The sequence below is a fragment of the Nonomuraea spiralis genome (genome assembly GCF_014648435.1).
In the GTDB taxonomy this organism is placed as follows: Bacteria; Actinomycetota; Actinomycetes; order Streptosporangiales; family Streptosporangiaceae; genus Nonomuraea; species Nonomuraea spiralis.
Window position 1 is genome coordinate 539404 of the sequence record NZ_BMRC01000001.1, and the last position, 17111, is coordinate 556514.

The window sequence follows — 17111 nt, forward strand, 5'->3', positions numbered from 1 at the left end:
CGCGGTCAATCCTCCAGTCCGACGAACGCGCCGAGCCGCCCGGTGGCGCCGCCGGTCAGCCAGGTCTCATCCACGAACGCGCCGTCGCGCATCGAGAACCTCCGGTCCGCGGTGGCCGCGATCCGCGCGTCGTGGCTGACGATGACCAGCGTCTGCCCGGACTCGTGCAGGTCCTTGAAGAGCTGGAGGACGTCCAAGGTGGCGGCGCTGTCGAGGTTTCCGGTCGGTTCGTCGGCGAGGACGACCAGCGGCTCGTTGCTCAGCGCCCGGGCGACCGCGACCCGCTGCCGCTGGCCGCCCGACAGCGCGGAGGGCAGGAACCGCGCCCGGCCGGCGAGCCCGAGCTGATCCAGCAGTTCCTCCGCGCGCCGCCGTGCGACCCGTGGCGAGCGTCCGGCCAGCAGCGCCGCCAGCTCGACGTTCTCGACGGCGGTGAGCTCCTCCATCAGGTGGAAGGATTGGAAGACGTAGCTGACCTCGGCCCGCCGCATCCGGGCCAGCGCCTTCTCGCTGATGTCGTCGATGCGCCGGCCGTTCAGCGACACCTCGCCGGCCGAGGGCCGGTCCAGCCCGCCGAGCAGGTGCAGCAGTGTGGACTTACCGCAGCCGCTGGGCCCCGTGATCGCCACCGTCTCTCCCGCGCTGACGTCGAGATCGACGCCGTCGACGGCGTGCACCAATCCTTCCCCTTTGCCGTGCTCCTTCCGCAGCCCGCGGGCGCTCAGTACGGGCGTGCCGACGGCATTGCTCACGATCCACTCCTTCCGATAGGTCCGGTTCTGCTTACGGGTCTTGAGCCGGCGCAGGTCCGCCTCAAGCGGCGGTGAGAGAGGCGGCCGCCCAGCCGCCGCGGCATGCGCGTCAAAGAAGCGCCAGCGCCTTGGCCACACCCGGGTCGCGCCCGGTGGTCAGGTCGAGGGCGGTCATGGGGACATGGTGGTCGACCGGTACGCCGATCGTGTCGATGATTTCGCGGGCGGGCCCGAGGTGCCGGACCTTGGGCAGGAGCACGGCGCTGCCGTCGTCGAGGAGGTATGCCTGGCTGGGGCCGGAGACGGCTCCGGCGGTGCGGGTTCCGATGAGGGTGCCCAGGCCGTTGTCCTTGACCGCCGCGCTGAAGTCCTCGCAGGCCGAGGCGCATCCGCGGTCGGTGAGGACGAGCAGGCGCGAGCCGAGCAGCGGGACGCTGTCGTCGGTCCGGTTGGGCACGCACTCGCCCTTGAGCGGGCAGAAGTAGCTGGTGACCTTGCCGTGCGCGAACGCGCCGAGCAGCCGGGTGACCTCGCGAGGTGACCCGCCGCCGTTGCCGCGCAGATCGAGGACCACGACCTCCGGTTTGTCCCGCAGCTTGGCGAGGACCTGGTCGGCGGCGCCTTCGGAGAATCCGGGCAGTTGAACGTAGGTGACGCCGTCGGCGAGCTTCTTCGACGTCACCGCCGGAGGCTGCCGCGTGATGGGGCCCTGTTTGAGCTCGACGGTGCGGGTTCGTCCTGTTGTGGGGCGCTTGAGCGTGAGCCGTACGGCGCCGGGGGTGGTGATGGCCTGGACGAGGCTCTGGTTCACGGTGTCGCCGATGAACGCCGGCACGCCGTTGGCCTTGACCACGATGTCCCCTGGCCTGATGCCGGCCTTGGCGGCGGGGCTGCCGGGCAGGACCCGGGTGATGAACAGCGGCGGCCGGGCCGCGGGGTCGAGCTGCGGGCCGTGCTCGGCCGACACGCCCGCGATGCCCGTCCCGATCGGCTCGCCCTGCGACGGGTCCGGCCGGACCCAGCGGGCGTGGTTGTCGTGGAGGCCGGCCAGCATGCCGGCGATCGCGGCGCGCAGCGCGGCGGGGTCGCCGTCACCGAGGGTCTTCGCGACGGCCGCCCAGTCGGTGTCGCGGTTCCCGCTCAGGGCGGGCAGCTGGAGGTGGCGCCGGTCGGCGCCGCGCCGCATCAGGTTCTGGGTGTAGGCGGCGAAGGCGCTCCGCAGCAGTTCCTTCGGGTCCATGCCGGGGCCGCTGTAGTAGTTGTCCAGCACGCAGAAGTACGCCTGCCGGAGCGTGTTCACCGATGTCGGCGGAGCCGATTGCGGCGGTGGCGCCGTACTGGTGGTGCAGCCCCCGCCTGGAGTGGCCGATGGGGACGCCGGCCGGGACGTCGTGGCCGATGCTGACGCGGGTGCGGACATGGAGCAGGCCGCCACCAGGACGGCCGCGCAGAGGGCTCTGATCATGGCCGCCAGCGTGGCCTGAAGCGGGTTACACGGTCGTGAACGGATCCGTTAACGCCACTGTAACCCCGGTTCGAGTATGAATGTCGGGTGCGCATTCTGGTGGCCGAGGACGAACGCGACCTGGCCGATCTCGTGGCGGTGGGATTGCGCCGCCATGCCATGGCCGTCGACGTGGTGTACGACGGGGCCGCCGCGGTGGAACGGTTGGCGGTGCACGACTACGACGTTCTCGTGCTGGATCGGGACCTGCCCGAGATGCACGGCGACCTCGTGTGTCGTGAGCTGGTGGCACGCGGGAGCCGTACGCGGATCCTGATGATGACGGCGGCGGCGTCGGTGCCGGAGCGAGTGGCGGGTCTGGGGATGGGGGCCGACGACTATCTGCCCAAACCGTTCGACTACGCCGAGCTGGTCGCGCGGGTGCAGGCGCTGGGACGGCGCAGCCAGTCGGCGGTGCCACCGGTGCTGATGCGGCACGGGATCGTGCTCGACAGGCACCGGCTGCAAGCCTCGCGGGACGGGCGGCACCTGCACCTGTCGCTCAAGGAGTTCGCCGTCCTGGAGGTGCTGATGAGGGCGGACGGCACCGTCGTGAGCTCCGAACGGCTGCTTGAAGAGGCCTGGGACGAGAACGCCGATCCGTTCACCACGGTGGTGCGGGTCCTGATCAGCCGCCTGCGGGCCAAGCTGGGCGGTCCGCCGTGCATTCAGACCGTTCCCGGCGCCGGATACCTGTTGTGACGACGATCCGGGTCCGGCTCACCCTGATCTACTCCGGACTGTTCCTGCTGACCTCGGTCGTGTTGCTGCTCACGGTCAACCTCCTGCTGCGCCAGGCGCTGAAGACGCGGATCGCCCGGCTACCCGGGGGAGTGATGGCACCGGGTGATCGGCCGCTGCGGCCGCGGCTACCCGAGCTGGTGAACGACGTGATCGGCTACCAGTGGGAGATGACCACCTTCACGGTGGGGATCTTGACGCTGGTCTCGTTGGCCGTCGGATGGCTGGTCGCCGGGCGGATCCTGCGGCCCATCCACCGGATCACCGCCACCGCTCAGCGACTGTCCCTGTCGACCCTGCACGAGCGGATCGCGCTCACCGGGCCGAAGGACGAGCTGAAGGAACTGGCCGACACCTTCGACGCGATGCTCGACCGGCTCGAACGCTCCGTCGAGGGGCAGCGGCGGTTCATCGCCAACGCCTCCCACGAGTTGCGGACCCCGCTGGCCGTCCAGCGGGCGGCGATCGAGATCGGGCTCCCCGAGGACGGCGCCGAGATCCGCGGCACGCTCCTGCGCCACAACCGCCGCGCGGAGAACCTCATCGACGCCCTGCTGGTCCTGGCCCAGGCGGAAAACGGCCTGGACAACCGGAGACCGGTGGCCCTGGACCAGGCGGTACGGCTCGTCCTGGCGGAAACAGGTTCGGACGGCGTCACCGTGACGGGGCGGGTAGAGCCGTTCGTCATCGATGGGGACCTCGTCCTGCTGAACCGGCTCCTCACCAACCTCCTCGACAACGCGGTCCGCTACAACCACCCCGGCGGAACCGTTGAGGTGACACTCTCCCGTGGAGTGCTGACGGTCCGTAACACCGGCCCGCACGTGCCCCAGGAACGTTTCGGCGACCTCTTCAAGCCCTTCCGGCGGCTCGACACGACCTCCGGACAGGGCGCCGGGCTCGGATTGTCGATCGTCGCGGCGATCGCGAAGGCTCACGGGGCCGACGTGCGAGCGAGCCCCGATCCGGGTGGCGGGCTGGAGCTCGTCGTGGTTTTCGCGGGATCGGAGGAGGCATCCCTCGCAGGAGAAGCAGCGCAGTGATGCATGTGACACAGAATCTGCGTCATCTGTCACACCGATCCCTGCGCCCGAGACGATGCCCAGTTCGCGAACTCCAGGCCAAGTCCCGCCGCCGGCATCGCGGCAGCCTCGGTCGCCACGTCCGGCCCGGCGAGGAGACTTCCGCCCGCGTCACCGCTGAGGCCGCCCCTGCCACCCGTCGCCATACTCGCCAACGCCCAGCTCCACGCCGAGATCATTCTCAGCGCTGTCGGCCGTACCGCTCAACCCCCGGTGACGCGAAGGGCATGGTGCTCAGCACCGATGGGGACGTACCGGGGGGCGATCCCTTCTGGGGCTCCTCCTTCGTCTGAGGCGGTTCGGCCACGGAGCGTTGGGCTCGCCGATGGGGAGGTTCACCATTCTCCGCCTCAGCGTGTTCGCCGTACCTCCATGCGATCGGACTGGTTCACATGTCATCCATGAGCACTCGACCCGCTTCCGGCGCCGCTCCCACGTTCGTGCTGGTCCACGGTTCCGGCACCAGTTCGTTCATGTGGGCCTCGGTCCAGCGTGAACTGGCGCTGCTCGGCCACCGCAGCTTCGCGGTCGACCTGCCGGGGCACGGCCTCGACGCGCAGTACCCCGTGGCCTATCAGGCTCCCCAGGACCTGCCTGCGTGGGCGGAGGAGCCGTCGACGCTGGCCGGGGTCACTCTGCGGGACAACGTCGAGGTGGTGCTCGACGTCGTCCGCCGTGTGGCCGAATATGGGCCGGTGGTGCTGGTGGGCGCCAGCCTCGGAGGGGTGACCATCAGCGGTGTGGGCAACGCGGCACCCGATCTGGTCGATCGGCTCGTGTACATCTCCGCGTGGTCATGTGTGGAGCTGGCCAACCCCGTCGAGTACATGCGGGCGCCCGAGTTCGGGGCCAGCCTGCTGCCGGCCCTGGCCGCGCTGAACGTCGGGGACCCGGCTCGACTCGGTGCCGGCCGGGCCAACTACCGTACCGCCGACCCGGCCCTGCTGGCCGGTCTCAAGGCGGCGACCATGGCCGATGTCAGCGACGAGCGGTTCCGGGCGTTTCTCAACATCCTGCAGCCGGATGAGTCCATCGCGGTGATGACGGCCGATGCCCGCGTTCAGGCGGGAACCTGGGGGACGATCGCCCGCAGCTACATCCGCCTCACCGGTGACCGGTCGCTGCCGATCGCGATGCAGGACCGGCTGATCGCCGAGGCGGACGCGCTGACGCCCGGCAATCCCTACGACGTGCACACGCTGGACACGACGCACGCGGGGTTCGTGTTCAGGGCGGCGGAGGTGGCCGCCGTTCTGGACGGACTGTCTTCGGCGTAGCGCGGGTGGTTCACGTCGGCGGGGCGTAGTCGCGGGTGCGGACGAAGTCGTGGGTGAGGTCGGTGAAGGCGCGGGTGGCGGCGCTGCAGTAGGCGCCCTCGCGGTGCAGGAGGGCGACCGTACGGATGGGCAGGGGCGGGTCGAGGGGCACGGGCGTGAGGTGGGGGTGGTCGTGGGTGATGGCGTCGGGCAGGACGGTGGCCAGCGGGGTACGCCGGACGATCTCGGTGAGCGCCTGGATGGAGTTGGCCTCGACCGCGATGCGGGGGACGGCCCGGTGGTGGGCGAAGTAGGCGTCGATGTGGCTGCGGGTGGCGAAGTCGCCGCTGAGCAGGGCGAGTTGCTCGTTCTTGATGGTGTGGACCGGTAGGGGGCTGGGCAACGTCTGGGCGCGCGGGGTGGCGGTGACGAGGCTGAGGGTCTCGGTGAACAGCGCGGTGGCGGTGATGCCGGGCAGGTGGGGGCCGGCGAAGGCGATGCCGAGGTCGAGGTCGTCGGCGAGCAGGGCCGCTTCGATGCGGTCCTGGGTCGTCTCGGTCAGGGTGAGGCTGATGCCGGGGTGGCGGGTGTGGGCCTCGGCGGTGAGCGGGCCGATCAGGTAGGCGGTGAAGGTGGGGGTGAGGCCCAGGCGCAGGTGGCCGCGGGAGAGGTCCTGGACGTCGTGGACGGCGCGTTCGGCGGCGGCCAGGTCGCGCAGCGCGCGCCGGGCGTGGTCGGCGTAGACGGCTCCCGCGTCGGTGAGCCGTACGGTGCGGCCGGTACGGTCCAGCAGCTGCACCCCGAGGGTCCGTTCCAGCTGCTTGATCTGCTGGGAGAGGGTGGGCTGCGAGATGTGCAGTACCTCGGCGGCGCGGGTGAAGTTGCCGTGTTCGGCCACGGCGAGCAGGTAGCGCAGGTGGCGAAGTTCGAGGACAGCCATGGATATGACTATAGATGCAGTCAATAGTTTTCAGGGAAGATGCCTCTTGGACACTATAGGACCAGGTCATGCATGATGGATGACGCCAGCCAAGAGGACCGGCCTTCACCGAAGGGAGTGATCATGCGGGACCTCACCGAGGGCGTCGCCCGTTTCCAGCGGGACGTCTTCCCGGCCATGGCGGAGCTCTTCGCCCGTCTGGCCACGCATCACACACCGCACACGCTGTTCATCGGCTGCTCCGACGCCCGCGTCGTCCCCGAGCTGATCACCGGCACCGAACCGGGTGACCTGTTCGTCATCCGTACCGCCGGCAACCTGGTGCCCGCCTACAGCCCCGAGGCCGACGGGGTGGCGGCCAGCATCGAGTACGCCGTCGCCGCCCTTGGGGTGCGGGACATCGTCGTCTGCGGCCACTCCGCGTGCGGCGCGATGACGGCTCTGGCCGAGGGGCACGACCTCAGCGGCGCCCCGACGGTCGCCGCCTGGCTGCGGCACGCGGACGCCTCCCGCGCCCGCGCCGCCGCCGACGGTGACGTTCCCGCCCTGGTGCGGCAGAACGTCCTCGCCCAGCTGGCGAGCCTGGCCACCCACCCCTCGGTCGCCCGCGCCCTGGCGGGAGGGAAGGTCGCCCTGCACGGCTGGGTCTACGACATCCCGACCGGCCGCGTGGAGGACCTGACCGCCGCCGGCCCCGCGCTGGCGGCCTGAGCCTCCCGCCCGGAGGCCGCCGGGAACCCGGTATCCACCATCACTTCACCTGAGAGAAGGACGTACCGATCATGGTGCACGCACAGTTCGACCCCACCGCCCGCGAGGCCCTGGCAGCCGCCGCAGTCGAGGCCAAGACCCGCAGGAACCTGTCCTGGCAGCAGATCGCCGACGCCGCCGGCCTGTCGGTGGCCTTCACCACCGCCGCCGTCCTGGGCCAGCACCCGCTGCCGGAGAGGTCCGCCAAGGCTGTGGCCGAACTGCTGGGCCTGGACGAGGACGCGGCGATCCTGCTGCAGACCATCCCGCTGCGCGGCTCGATCCCGGACCGGATCCCGACCGACCCGACCATCTACCGCTTCTACGAGATGCTCCAGGTCTACGGCACGACGCTCAAGGCGCTGGTCCACGAGCAGTTCGGCGACGGCATCATCTCCGCGATCAACTTCAGGCTCGACGTGAAGAAGGTCGCCGACCCCGAGGGCGGCGAGCGCGCCGTCATCACCCTGGACGGCAAGTACCTGCCGACCAAGCCCTTCTGACCGTCCGGCACCGACCTTCGGAGGACCTTCATGGACTTCGCCCAGCGCACCATCGACATCGCCCGCCAGAACGTCGCCGAGGGCGGCCGCCCGTTCGCCACCGTCATCGTCAAGGACGGCGAGATCGTGGCCGAGAGCCCCAACATGGTCGCCCAGACGGGCGACCCCACCGCCCACGCGGAGATCCTCGCCATCCGCGAGGCCTGCACCAAGCTCGGCACCGAGCACCTGAGCGACGCCACCATCTACGTGCTCGCCCACCCCTGCCCGATGTGCCTGGGCGCGCTGTACTACTGCTCCCCGGCCGAGGTCGTCTTCCTCACCACCCGCGACGCCTACGAGCCCCACTACGTGGACGACCGCAAGTACTTCGAGCTGGGCACCTTCTACGAAGAGATCGCCAAGCCCTGGCAGGAGCGCCGGTTGCCGATGCGCCACGAGCCGCGCGAGGACGCCGTCGAGGTGTACCGGTTCTGGCAGGAGCGCAACGGCGGCGAGCGCCGCGTCGCCGGTGCCCCCATCTCCGTCTGAACCGGGCGGCCGAGGTGGGCGCGTGAGGTTGCCGGTGCGCGCGGGGTTGACGCGCCGCGGTTGGCACGTATCTTTCGCTTAGGAAAGTTTCCTAAGAGTTCCCTCTGTGGCACATCCCCGGGAGCCGGACCTGCACCGGGGCGTACGGAACGTCGAACGGCCATCCGTCACCCAGTACAAGGAGAGGGTATGACAACAACCCTGCGCGTCCTGGCCGCGACCGTGCTCGCGGCAGGAGCCGTCACCGTCGGGTCGAGCATGCTGAGCCCGGCGTCGGCGAGAGCCGGCGACTGCGAGTACGGCATCGGCCAGAACTCCTTCTCCGCCCGATGCGCGACCAGCGGCCCCGCCTACGAGTTCCGCGCATGGGTCCAGTGCGTCAACGGCCGCAGGGACGGCGGCTGGGTGACCACCAACAGCGGCCAGTGGAGCGTGGCCAGCTGCGGCCCCTGGTGGATCGACCGCCAGAGCTACGGCATGGACGTCCGCCCGCTCCCGTAGGGGCTGGCCCCGGCACAACAGGACACCAGGACGAATCCGCAGCGCTGTTCGCCCGGCCCGGAGCCACGCGCACCGCCGCACCGGGCGAACAGCGCATCTGCGGCTCACGCGCCAGGCAGACGCCGGGGGAGCAGCTCCTCGACCGGCCCGGCGCGGACGAAGGCGCCGCTCCGCCTTCCGTTCCCCCGGGTGAGAGGGGATGGTGGAGGGCATGGCCGAGGAGAGGGTGTCCGGGGTCGGGCCCGCGGGCATCGAGATCGTCTACGAGCGGCTGGGAGACCCGGCCGCCCCGCCCGTCCTGCTGATCATGGGTGCGGGCGGGCAGCTCATCAACTGGCCGGACGGGCTGTGCGCCGCCCTGGTGGCCCACGGCCTGCGGCTGATCCGCTTCGACAACCGCGACAGCGGCCGCTCCACCCACTTCGACGACGCGCCCGAGCCCGACATCGCGGCGGCGCTGGCGGGTGACCTGTCCACGGTCGCCTACCGCCTGTCCGACCTGGCCGCCGACACCGTCGGCCTGCTGGACGCGCTCGGCCTGGACAGCGTCCACCTCGTGGGCGCCTCGCTCGGCGGCATGATCGCCCAGACGGTGGCCATCACCTGGCCGCGGCGGGTCAGATCGCTCACGTCGATCATGTCCACCCCCGGCGACCGCATGACACCCCCGCCGCGTCCCGGCGGCGCGCCACCGGTGACCGGCCCGCCGCCGACCACCCGGGAGCTGTACGTCGAGCGCATGGTGGCCGGCGCCGCGGCGGGCGGAGCCGTCACCGACCTGGAGACGGCACGGGCCACCGCGGGACGGGCGTGGGATCGCGGCTGGTCCCTGCCGGGCATGCTGCGGCAGGCGGCCTCGGTGATCGGATCGGGGGACCGTACGCCAGGACTGCGCGGCCTGGAGGTGCCCGCGCTGGTGATCCACGGCGCCGCCGACACCTCCGCCGACCCGGCCAGAGGACAGGCCACGGCCGAGGCGATCCCGGGAGCGCAGTTCGCGCTGGTCGAAGGCATGGGACACAACTTCCCGCCACGGGCGTGGCCCGAGGTCAGCGCCCGGATCGCCGCACTGGTCCACCGCGCCGAGCACGAGCTCGACAACGCCTGAGAACGCCTGAGAACGACACCCCCGGGCACCCCACCGGACCAGAGGCCCCCGAAACGGCTCCGATAGAAATACCGGTATTTGTATCCCGAGGTGTAGGGTGGGGGGCATGGTGCGATCCCCGCTGACTCCCGAGGAGCGGCTGCGCGGCGAGCAGCTCGGCCACATGTTGCGCCAGGCCCGGGGCGAACGCAGCATCGTCGAGGTCGCCGCCGCCGCCGGCATGTCCGCCGAGACCCTCCGCAAGATCGAGACGGGCCGCATCGCGACGCCGGCGTTCTTCACCATCGCCAGCCTGGCCGACGTGCTGGGCATCTCCCTGGAACTCCTGGCCGTCCGCACCACCCCCGCCCCCACCTGACCCTCACACCGCGGGCGCGGGTCACTCGCCGGCCCGGCCCAGCACCTCCTCGATCAGCTTCCACGCCTCCCGCGCCGAGTCCGCGTGGAAACTGTCCCGCTCGTCGGCCGCGAACCCATGACCGGCCCCCGCGAACGCCACCGTCTCCAGACGCTCGGCGATGGCCCGCTGCTGACCGGCGTCGATGATCGGATCGTCGGCGCCCAGCAGCACCACCAGCCGCCCCGCCGACAGCCCCGCCGCCCGCGCGGCCAGCTCCAGCGTCGGCACCGGCCGGCTCAGCGGCAGCTCCGTGCCCGTCAGCCAGCCCGGGTACAACGCCACCGCCGCCCGCAGGCCCAGCTCGCCCGCCACCGAGCACACCACGTGCCCGCCCAGGCTGAACCCGACCGCCGCCGCCGGATCGGCCCCCACCTGCCGCAGATGCTCCAGCGCCGCACCGGCGTCGGACAACACCTCCTCCCGCCGCAGCAACCAGGCCAGCTCCAGCCCCCGCTCCCGCCCGGCCGCATCGGCCGGCAACTCCACCACCCGCCCCTTGGGCCCGCCCGTCACCGGATCCACGGTGAGCGATACGGCGAGCGGCACCACGCCACCCGCCCCGGAAGCGGCCGACCGCCCCGCCCGGAGGCCATGGCGGTGGTTGAAGTCGGGCACGACGACCGCGTGCCCGAGACCGGCCAGCCGATCGGCCATCCGCCGCACGTACCCGCTCACCCCGAAGATCTCACCCGCGACCAGCACCCCCACAGGCCGCCGCACTCCAACGGGCAGCGCCGTGTAGGCCGTCATGCCCGCGATGTCCACCCATCCGGTGGTGATCCGTCCATTCACGCCGCCGAGGCTAACCACCCCCTGCCGGCCCCGGCCAATCACCGAGACGATGACCGCCATCACCAGAAAGATGCCAGGCAGAAGCCAGCCCCGGCGGCCGGATCAGCGGGAAGGTTTGTCCCGCAGCAGCGGATGCGACCGCATCGCCACCTCCAGCTCCCCGGGCAGCTCATCGCGGTAACGCCCCAGCGTCGACAGATCACTGTGCCCCAGCACCCGCCGCACCGCGTCCATGTCGACCGCGTCGGCCAGCAGGTGCGTGGCCGTGGTGTGCCGCAACCCGTGCGGCGTCACCGAACGCCGCTGGTCGGGATCGACATGCCGCTGCACCCGGTCGATCACCGCCTGCACGTCACCCCGCGCCAGCCGCCGCCCCCGCCACGACAACAACAGCGCCTTGTCACCGTCGGCCCCGGCCACCTGACCCCGCCCCCGCGCCAGATACGCCTGCAACACCTCGGCCACGTCGTCGGGCAGCGGCACATCCCGAGTACGGCCGCCCTTGCCGAAGATCCGCCAGTAGCGCACCCCGTCGTTGGTGAAGAAATCCTCCACATTGGCGCGCACCAGCTCCGACACCCGAGGCCCCATCGTCGACAACAGCAACACGATCACCGCGTCACGCAACTGCGTACGCTGATCACGCCGCTTGCTCTCCTGCTCCGGAGCCTCCCGCAACGCCCGCGCCGCCCCGATCAACCCCTGGGCCTGCTCCCGCGTCAACGCCCGCCGCTCCGGACGCAACCCGCCCCGCTGCTTGGCCGTCACCGTCGCCGCCGTCATCGGATTGATCTGCACCCACCCGGCCAGCGTCGCGTGCTTGAACAACGCCGAGATCGACCGCCGGAAACGCGCCTGCGAGGACGGCGACTGCCCCGCCCCCGACCCGCCCGCCTGCCGGGCGTCCGGCTTGCGCGCGAACGCCAGCAAGATCGCATCGACGTCCTCACCGGTCAGATCGTCGAGCACCACCTCGGCGCCGGCCAGCACCACCAGCGTGGCCACGTCACGCGCGTAGACCTCCGCCGTGGCCGGCGACAACGCCCCCGTGGACGTCCTGGCCACCACCAGCTCCACATAGCGGTCAGCCGCCTGTTGCACCGTCAACCTGTCGAGCTCCGCGGGCCGCACCGGCTCCCCTCCTCACATCCCGGAGATGCTGCTTGCAGAGGAGACGGTAGCGGCCGCCACCGACGAAAACTCAGATGTCGCGGAAGGTCTCGATCCGCGCCCCCAGCGCGTTCAGCCGCTCGGCCAGGTCCTCGTAACCCCGATTGATCACGTACACGTTGCGCAGCACCGACGTGCCCTCGGCGGCCATCATCGCCAGCAGCACCACCACGGCCGGACGCAACGCCGGCGGGCACATCATCTCCGCGCTGCGCCACCGCGTCGGACCCTCCACCAGCACCCGGTGCGGATCCAGCAGCTTGACCGAGGCGCCCAGCCGCGTCAGCTCCGTCAGATAGATCGCGCGGTTGTCGTAGACCCAGTCGTGGATCAGCGTCGACCCCTGCGCCGTGGCCGCGATCGCCGCGAAGAACGGCACGTTGTCGATGTTCAGCCCGGGGAACGGCATCGGATGGATCTTGTCGATGGGGGAGACCAGCTTGGAGGGCCGCACCGTCAGGTCCACCAGCCGGGTACGCCCGTTGGCCGCCTGATACTCACCCGTACGGTCGCAGTCGAGCCCCATCTCCTCCAGCACCGCCAGCTCGATCTCCAGGAACTCCACCGGCACCCGGCAGATCGTCAGCTCCGAACTGGTCACCACCGCCGCCGCCAGCAGGCTCATCGCCTCGACCGGGTCCTCGGAGGGGGAGTAGTCGACGTCCCGCTCGATCGTGGCCAGCCCGTGCACCGTCAGCGTCGTGGTGCCGATGCCCTCCACCCGCACGCCCAGCTGCTCCAGGAAGAAGCACAGGTCCTGCACCATGTAGTTGGAGGAGGCGTTGCGGATCACCGTCACCCCCGGATGACGGGCCGCGGCCAGCAGCGCGTTCTCCGTCACGGTGTCACCGCGCTCGGTCAGCACGATCGGCCGCGCCGGAGCCGCCCCGCCGTCCACCCGCGCGTGGTAGAAACCACCCGTCGCGGTGATGTCCAGCCCGAAGTGCCGCAGCGCCGACATGTGCGGCTGCACCGTACGCGTCCCCAGATCGCACCCACCCGCGTACGGGATCTGGAACTGCTCCGTCAGATGCATCAGCGGACCCAGGAACATGATCACACTACGGGTACGGCGAGCCGCCTCGGTGTCCATCGACTCCAGCTCCAGCCGAGCCGGCGGCACGATCTCCAGGTCGTTGCCCTCGTTGATCCACCGCGCCCGCACCCCGATCGAGGCCAGCACCTCCAGGATCCGGTAGACCTCCTCGATCCGCGCCACCTTGCGCAGGATCGTCCGGCCGTTGTTCAGCAACGACGCGCACAACAACGCCACACACGCGTTCTTGGACGTCTTGACGTCGATGCTGCCCGACAGCCGCCGGCCGCCCACCACCCGCAGATGCATCGGCCCGGCATACCCCAGCGACACGATCTCGCTGTCGAGCGCCTCCCCGATCCGGGCGATCATCTCAAGACTGATGTTCTGGTTGCCGCGCTCGATCCGGTTGACCGCGCTCTGACTCGTCGCCAGCGCATCGGCCAGCTGAAGCTGCGTCCATCCGCGATGCTGCCGCGCATCCCGGATCAGCCGGCCGATCCGCACAAGATAATCATCTGCCACAGCACCAGACCATATCTCACATATGAGATGCGGCCGGGACCGCGGCCCCCGACGCGCCGGACAACTCCCGATGCCGCGCCAGATGCGGGGGAGTGGCCACCGCCCGCGCCTTGCCCACGAACGCCCGCCGCGCCTCCCGGAACCCCGCCCGATCATCGAACATGTCCCGGCTCATCTCCGCCAGCTCCTCGGCCCGATAGGCGTCCAGCGGCCTACGCCGCTCATCGGCCTCCCGCGCCTGCCGCCGCGCCGCCAGCAACCCGTCATAGGAGGCATCCCCGGCCAGCCGCTGCGCGAAGTCCAGCACCCGCCGCTCGAACTCCTGCCGCGACCCGCCCGCCACCCGGTCGGCCAGCCCCAGCTCCACCGCCTCCGCCGCCCCGATCGGCAACGCCCGCCCCGTCAGCGCCGCCGCCCGCTCGGCCCCCACCCGGCGCGGCAACACGTACGTCCAGTACTCGCTGCCGAACAACCCCATCGTCCGGTAATGCGGATTGAGCACCACCGGCTCCCGCACGATCACCCGGTCGGCGCCCAGCCCCATCATCACCCCGCCCGCCCCCGCGTTCCCCGCGATCGACGTCACCACCAGCTGCGAGGTGCACCCGACGATCTCCCGGCACACCGCGTTGATCGCGTTGATGTTCATCCACGCCTCCAGCTCCGGATGACGCGCCGCCTCGATCACGTTCAGATGGATGCCGTTGGAGAACACCTCACCACCCCGCACCACCAGCACCCGCGTGTCCTGCGCCGCCGCGTACCGCAACGCCGCCGCCAGCCGCCGGCACTGATCGGTCGACATCGCCCCGTTGTAGAAGTCGAAGCTCACCACCCCCACCTCCTCGCCGCGGTCGTAGGTGATCTCGCTGTAGCCGGCCCGCTCACCTGCGCCCGCCACCCGCTCACCCAGCACCATCGCCGCCGGCAGCTTCAGGCCGCCCTCCTCCTCCAGGCGCAGATGACCCACCCACACCGTCCCCTGACCGGTGTGCACCAGCACCGCGCCCTCCCGCCGCGCCGCCACCGCACCCGGCACCCCCGCCAGATCAGGACCGTGATGCACGTCGAAGACCCGCACCGGCAGATCGCACAACCGCGCCCGCCCGCCCGGCGCGCCGTCGGCCGCCCGCACCACCCGCACGATCTCCTCGGCCGGCTGCTCGAAGGAGAACTCCCGGTCGGCATGCCGCATCGCCCGCCGCAACCGGCCCGTCACCCCGGGGGAGCGGTAGTCCAGCGGCACCGGCACGAACGACGGATCGGCCGCCTTGGCCGCCACCTCCGCCACCAGCTCCACCGCCGCGTCGGCCACCGGCCCGTTGTACAGCGCCGACTTGCGCGGCGGCTCGGCCGGCAGCGGGAAGGCCCGCCACCCCCAGATGGGGCCCGCGTCCATCTCCTCCACCGCCTGCAGCGCCGTCACCCCCCACTCGCGCTCGCCTTCGGCGATCGCCCAGTCCAGCGACGACGGCCCGCGGTCACCGGGCGGCCCCGGATGGATGATCACCGTACGATGCCCGCGCCACAACGCCTGCGGCACCCGCTCCTTCAGGAACGGGCAGATGACCAGATCCGGTTTGGCCAGCTCGGCCGCCTCCACCATGACGTGCTCCGAGACCGCCAGCTCGACGCTCACGTCATGGCCGGCCCGCCGCAACTCCAGCCAGGCACGCTGGGTCAGGCCGTTGAACGAGGAACAAAGGAGCAGGATACGCAACGCGGAACTTCCTTCGCGGGGACGTCAGACGGTGGGGCAGAGGGCGGGGCAGGGGAGAGGCGGGCGAACACCGCCGGTGCCGTCATTAACGGCAGTCCCATATGGCCCAGGCATCCCTAGATGTTGACACGGATCTTCCACCGATGCTGACAAATCACCGCAGAGACCTACGATGAGCAGCCCAAATTGACCCGGTTTGCCCAGAAAAATCCCGGCAGGGGAGACACCCCCACACCCACCAGGAGCCCCAACCGAAACCCCAACAAGAACGGGAAGACCACGCAAGACGGCGACAACGACAACCCACCCACAATGGTCACCATGGACACCAGAACAGCCGCCCAGCACTTCGCCGACACCTGGCAACACGGCTGGACCCACCACGACCCCACCGCCATCATCGCCCTCTACAGCGACGACGCCACCCACACCAGCATGCCCTTCCGCCCCCCACACCACGGAAAACACGCCATCGCCGACTACATCCGATGGTCCTTCGCCGGCGAAAGCGACCCCCACGTCACCTTCGCCACCCCCATCGTCGACGGCGACCAGGCCGCCATCGAATTCCGCGTCCACGCCCTCGACAACGGCCGGCCCATCACCCTCGCAGGCTGCGTCTTCGCCCGCTTCAACCCCGACGGCCTAGCCGTACAGACCCGCGACTACTGGCACACCACAGACGGCCACCAATGACCGGAAAACCCCCCGACAACCAACCAAACCTCAGCGGCGCACCATCGACACCGGCATCGGCGCCACCGGAGCGGCCTGCGGCGCCACCGGACGCGCAACCTGCTGCGTCTGCTGCTGCGCCTGCTCGGCCTCGGCACGCCGCTCGGCGCACCCACCCGCGCAATACCCGTTCGTCACGATCAACCGCCCCCGCAACGAGGTGTACGCCTCCTTCCCCGAAGCAGGCAGAACCCCCTGACACACCGGACATAAAACCGACTGAATCCCCACGTGCTGCTCCTCTCGCAACGCGAATGGCAGGACCTCTACCCTAAATCGGCCCCACCCGACAGGGACAGCGAATCCACAGAACGTCAAACCCCCCGTCAACCCACAGGGGAGAGCCCCCACGCAACCCCGGGAACCACCGAAACCCCAGCTCACCACCACACCGCCAATCCGACCGCCCCAACCCCGGCGGCGGCACGGACCCCGCGAGAATTTTCCCGGCAGCCCCACAAGCAACGCCTCGCCGCCCCCGCCCCGAGACCGGCCGAGGAAGGCGGAGGGGAGGCCCGCGATCCGGGTTACTTGACATAATGTTCATTATCGAGCAACCAGCCACACGCCACGACACGGTCAAAAGCTCCCGCATGAACAGTCACGCGCCGGGCAGATGCACACCCATGTCCAGCCCGCCCCTCGTCGCCTCGACGGCCGGCCTCGTCGCGCTCAGCGCCGTCGTCGTCGCCGGCGTCATCTGGCTGATCATCGTGGCCGTCCGTCTCACCAAAAGCCCGCGCAACCGCCCCAATCCCAGCGTCGACCTGGTGGACCAGGCTCGTGAGCTGAAGGCGCTCGGCCAGATCCAGGAAGCCGTCTTCCTGGTACGCGGCGAGACCGGTATGAGCCAGCGCGCCGCCGCCCGCTTCGTGAATCGCCTATAGGTGGACGAACTAGTCAAACCGTACAGAACGTGGATTCTGTTGGGTATGGGTAATTTGTTCGCATAAGTCCGCGTTGGCGGGTCCGGGCGTTCGCCGTGATTACGCACGGCGTTCGAGCCGCTGCTCTATGCTGTCGGATGTGCGGGTGTGTGAACAGGGGGCGTGAACGCCCTCGTCG

General features: G+C 70.4%; 20 protein-coding genes. 12 read left to right on the top strand and 8 right to left on the bottom strand.

Annotation, left to right across the window (positions count from 1 at the left end; all coding sequences use genetic code 11):
• Positions 1-5: 5 nt before the first annotated feature.
• A complete protein-coding gene (locus tag IEZ27_RS02470) occupies positions 6-752 on the bottom strand; it encodes an ABC transporter ATP-binding protein (protein WP_189645659.1) in 747 nt (248 codons plus the stop codon).
• A gap of 109 nt (positions 753-861) precedes the next feature.
• On the bottom strand, positions 862-2052 hold the full coding sequence (locus tag IEZ27_RS02475) for a S41 family peptidase (RefSeq protein WP_229823113.1): 1191 nt from the start codon (positions 2050-2052) through the stop codon (positions 862-864).
• Here IEZ27_RS02475 and IEZ27_RS53570 point away from each other — a divergent pair.
• From IEZ27_RS53570 to IEZ27_RS02490, 4 genes are all read left to right on the top strand, one after another.
• Complete coding sequence (locus IEZ27_RS53570; RefSeq protein WP_229823114.1) at positions 2045-2236, top strand: hypothetical protein; 192 nt, start codon at positions 2045-2047, stop codon at positions 2234-2236. The genes IEZ27_RS02475 and IEZ27_RS53570 overlap by 8 nt on opposite strands.
• Positions 2237-2304: 68 nt before the next feature.
• On the top strand, positions 2305-2958 hold the full coding sequence (locus tag IEZ27_RS02480) for a response regulator transcription factor (RefSeq protein ID WP_189645661.1): 654 nt from the start codon (positions 2305-2307) through the stop codon (positions 2956-2958).
• Positions 2955-4040, top strand: coding sequence for a HAMP domain-containing sensor histidine kinase (locus tag IEZ27_RS02485; RefSeq protein WP_189645662.1), 1086 nt, complete (start codon positions 2955-2957; stop codon positions 4038-4040). Before IEZ27_RS02480 ends, IEZ27_RS02485 begins: the two co-directional genes overlap by 4 nt.
• A 431-nt stretch (positions 4041-4471) precedes the next feature.
• The gene (locus IEZ27_RS02490; protein WP_189645663.1) at positions 4472-5356 is read left to right on the top strand and encodes an alpha/beta hydrolase; all 885 of its coding nucleotides are present in this window, start codon (positions 4472-4474) and stop codon (positions 5354-5356) included.
• A gap of 10 nt (positions 5357-5366) precedes the next feature.
• Here the strand turns inward: IEZ27_RS02490 and cynR are convergent, their stop codons facing one another.
• Entirely contained in the window at positions 5367-6275 is a 909-nt protein-coding gene (gene cynR, locus IEZ27_RS02495; protein WP_189645664.1) for a transcriptional regulator CynR, read from the bottom strand.
• A 123-nt stretch (positions 6276-6398) separates the two neighbouring features.
• On the opposite strand from cynR, the gene IEZ27_RS02500 reads away from it, so the two are divergent.
• The 6 genes from IEZ27_RS02500 (at position 6399) to IEZ27_RS02525 (ending at position 10026) form a co-directional block, all read left to right on the top strand.
• On the top strand, positions 6399-6986 hold the full coding sequence (locus IEZ27_RS02500; protein WP_189645665.1) for a carbonic anhydrase: 588 nt from the start codon (positions 6399-6401) through the stop codon (positions 6984-6986).
• A 71-nt stretch (positions 6987-7057) separates the two neighbouring features.
• Positions 7058-7528: a cyanase gene (cynS, locus tag IEZ27_RS02505; protein ID WP_125637351.1), complete on the top strand. Its 471-nt coding sequence runs from the start codon at positions 7058-7060 to the stop codon at positions 7526-7528.
• Positions 7529-7558: 30 nt separating this feature from the next.
• Positions 7559-8059, top strand: coding sequence for a nucleoside deaminase (locus IEZ27_RS02510; RefSeq protein WP_189645666.1), 501 nt, complete (start codon positions 7559-7561; stop codon positions 8057-8059).
• A 189-nt stretch (positions 8060-8248) separates the two neighbouring features.
• Positions 8249-8560 carry a hypothetical protein gene (locus IEZ27_RS02515; protein ID WP_125637349.1) on the top strand — a complete coding sequence of 104 codons (312 nt, stop codon included), beginning with the start codon at positions 8249-8251 and terminating at the stop codon, positions 8558-8560.
• A gap of 211 nt (positions 8561-8771) precedes the next feature.
• Positions 8772-9668, top strand: a complete 897-nt coding sequence (locus IEZ27_RS02520) for an alpha/beta fold hydrolase (protein WP_189645667.1) — start codon at positions 8772-8774, stop codon at positions 9666-9668.
• A gap of 106 nt (positions 9669-9774) precedes the next feature.
• Positions 9775-10026 (top strand): helix-turn-helix domain-containing protein, encoded by a 252-nt coding sequence (locus IEZ27_RS02525; RefSeq protein WP_125637347.1) that lies wholly within the window; start codon positions 9775-9777, stop codon positions 10024-10026.
• A gap of 21 nt (positions 10027-10047) precedes the next feature.
• On the opposite strand, the gene IEZ27_RS02530 is transcribed toward IEZ27_RS02525, so the two are convergent.
• The 4 genes from IEZ27_RS02530 to IEZ27_RS54865 all read right to left on the bottom strand — a co-directional run bounded on the left by IEZ27_RS02530 (position 10048) and on the right by IEZ27_RS54865 (position 15311).
• Positions 10048-10860, bottom strand: a complete 813-nt coding sequence (locus tag IEZ27_RS02530) for a dienelactone hydrolase family protein (protein ID WP_189645668.1) — start codon at positions 10858-10860, stop codon at positions 10048-10050.
• 102 nt (positions 10861-10962) lie between these two features.
• Complete coding sequence (locus IEZ27_RS02535; protein WP_189645669.1) at positions 10963-11991, bottom strand: tyrosine-type recombinase/integrase; 1029 nt, start codon at positions 11989-11991, stop codon at positions 10963-10965.
• Between the two features lie 70 nt (positions 11992-12061).
• On the bottom strand, positions 12062-13591 hold the full coding sequence (locus IEZ27_RS02540; RefSeq protein WP_189645670.1) for a helix-turn-helix domain-containing protein: 1530 nt from the start codon (positions 13589-13591) through the stop codon (positions 12062-12064).
• 16 nt (positions 13592-13607) lie between these two features.
• Positions 13608-15311 carry an enoyl-CoA hydratase-related protein gene (locus tag IEZ27_RS54865; RefSeq protein ID WP_189645671.1) on the bottom strand — a complete coding sequence of 568 codons (1704 nt, stop codon included), beginning with the start codon at positions 15309-15311 and terminating at the stop codon, positions 13608-13610.
• Between the two features lie 321 nt (positions 15312-15632).
• Between IEZ27_RS54865 and IEZ27_RS02550 the strand changes: the two genes are divergently transcribed.
• Positions 15633-16007 (top strand): nuclear transport factor 2 family protein, encoded by a 375-nt coding sequence (locus IEZ27_RS02550; protein ID WP_189645672.1) that lies wholly within the window; start codon positions 15633-15635, stop codon positions 16005-16007.
• Between the two features lie 30 nt (positions 16008-16037).
• Here IEZ27_RS02550 and IEZ27_RS02555 read toward each other — a convergent pair whose 3' ends face one another.
• On the bottom strand, positions 16038-16184 hold the full coding sequence (locus IEZ27_RS02555; RefSeq protein WP_189645673.1) for a hypothetical protein: 147 nt from the start codon (positions 16182-16184) through the stop codon (positions 16038-16040).
• Between the two features lie 488 nt (positions 16185-16672).
• On the opposite strand from IEZ27_RS02555, the gene IEZ27_RS02560 reads away from it, so the two are divergent.
• Positions 16673-16933, top strand: a complete 261-nt coding sequence (locus tag IEZ27_RS02560; RefSeq protein WP_189645674.1) for a hypothetical protein — start codon at positions 16673-16675, stop codon at positions 16931-16933.
• The last annotated feature ends 178 nt before the right edge of the window (positions 16934-17111 follow it).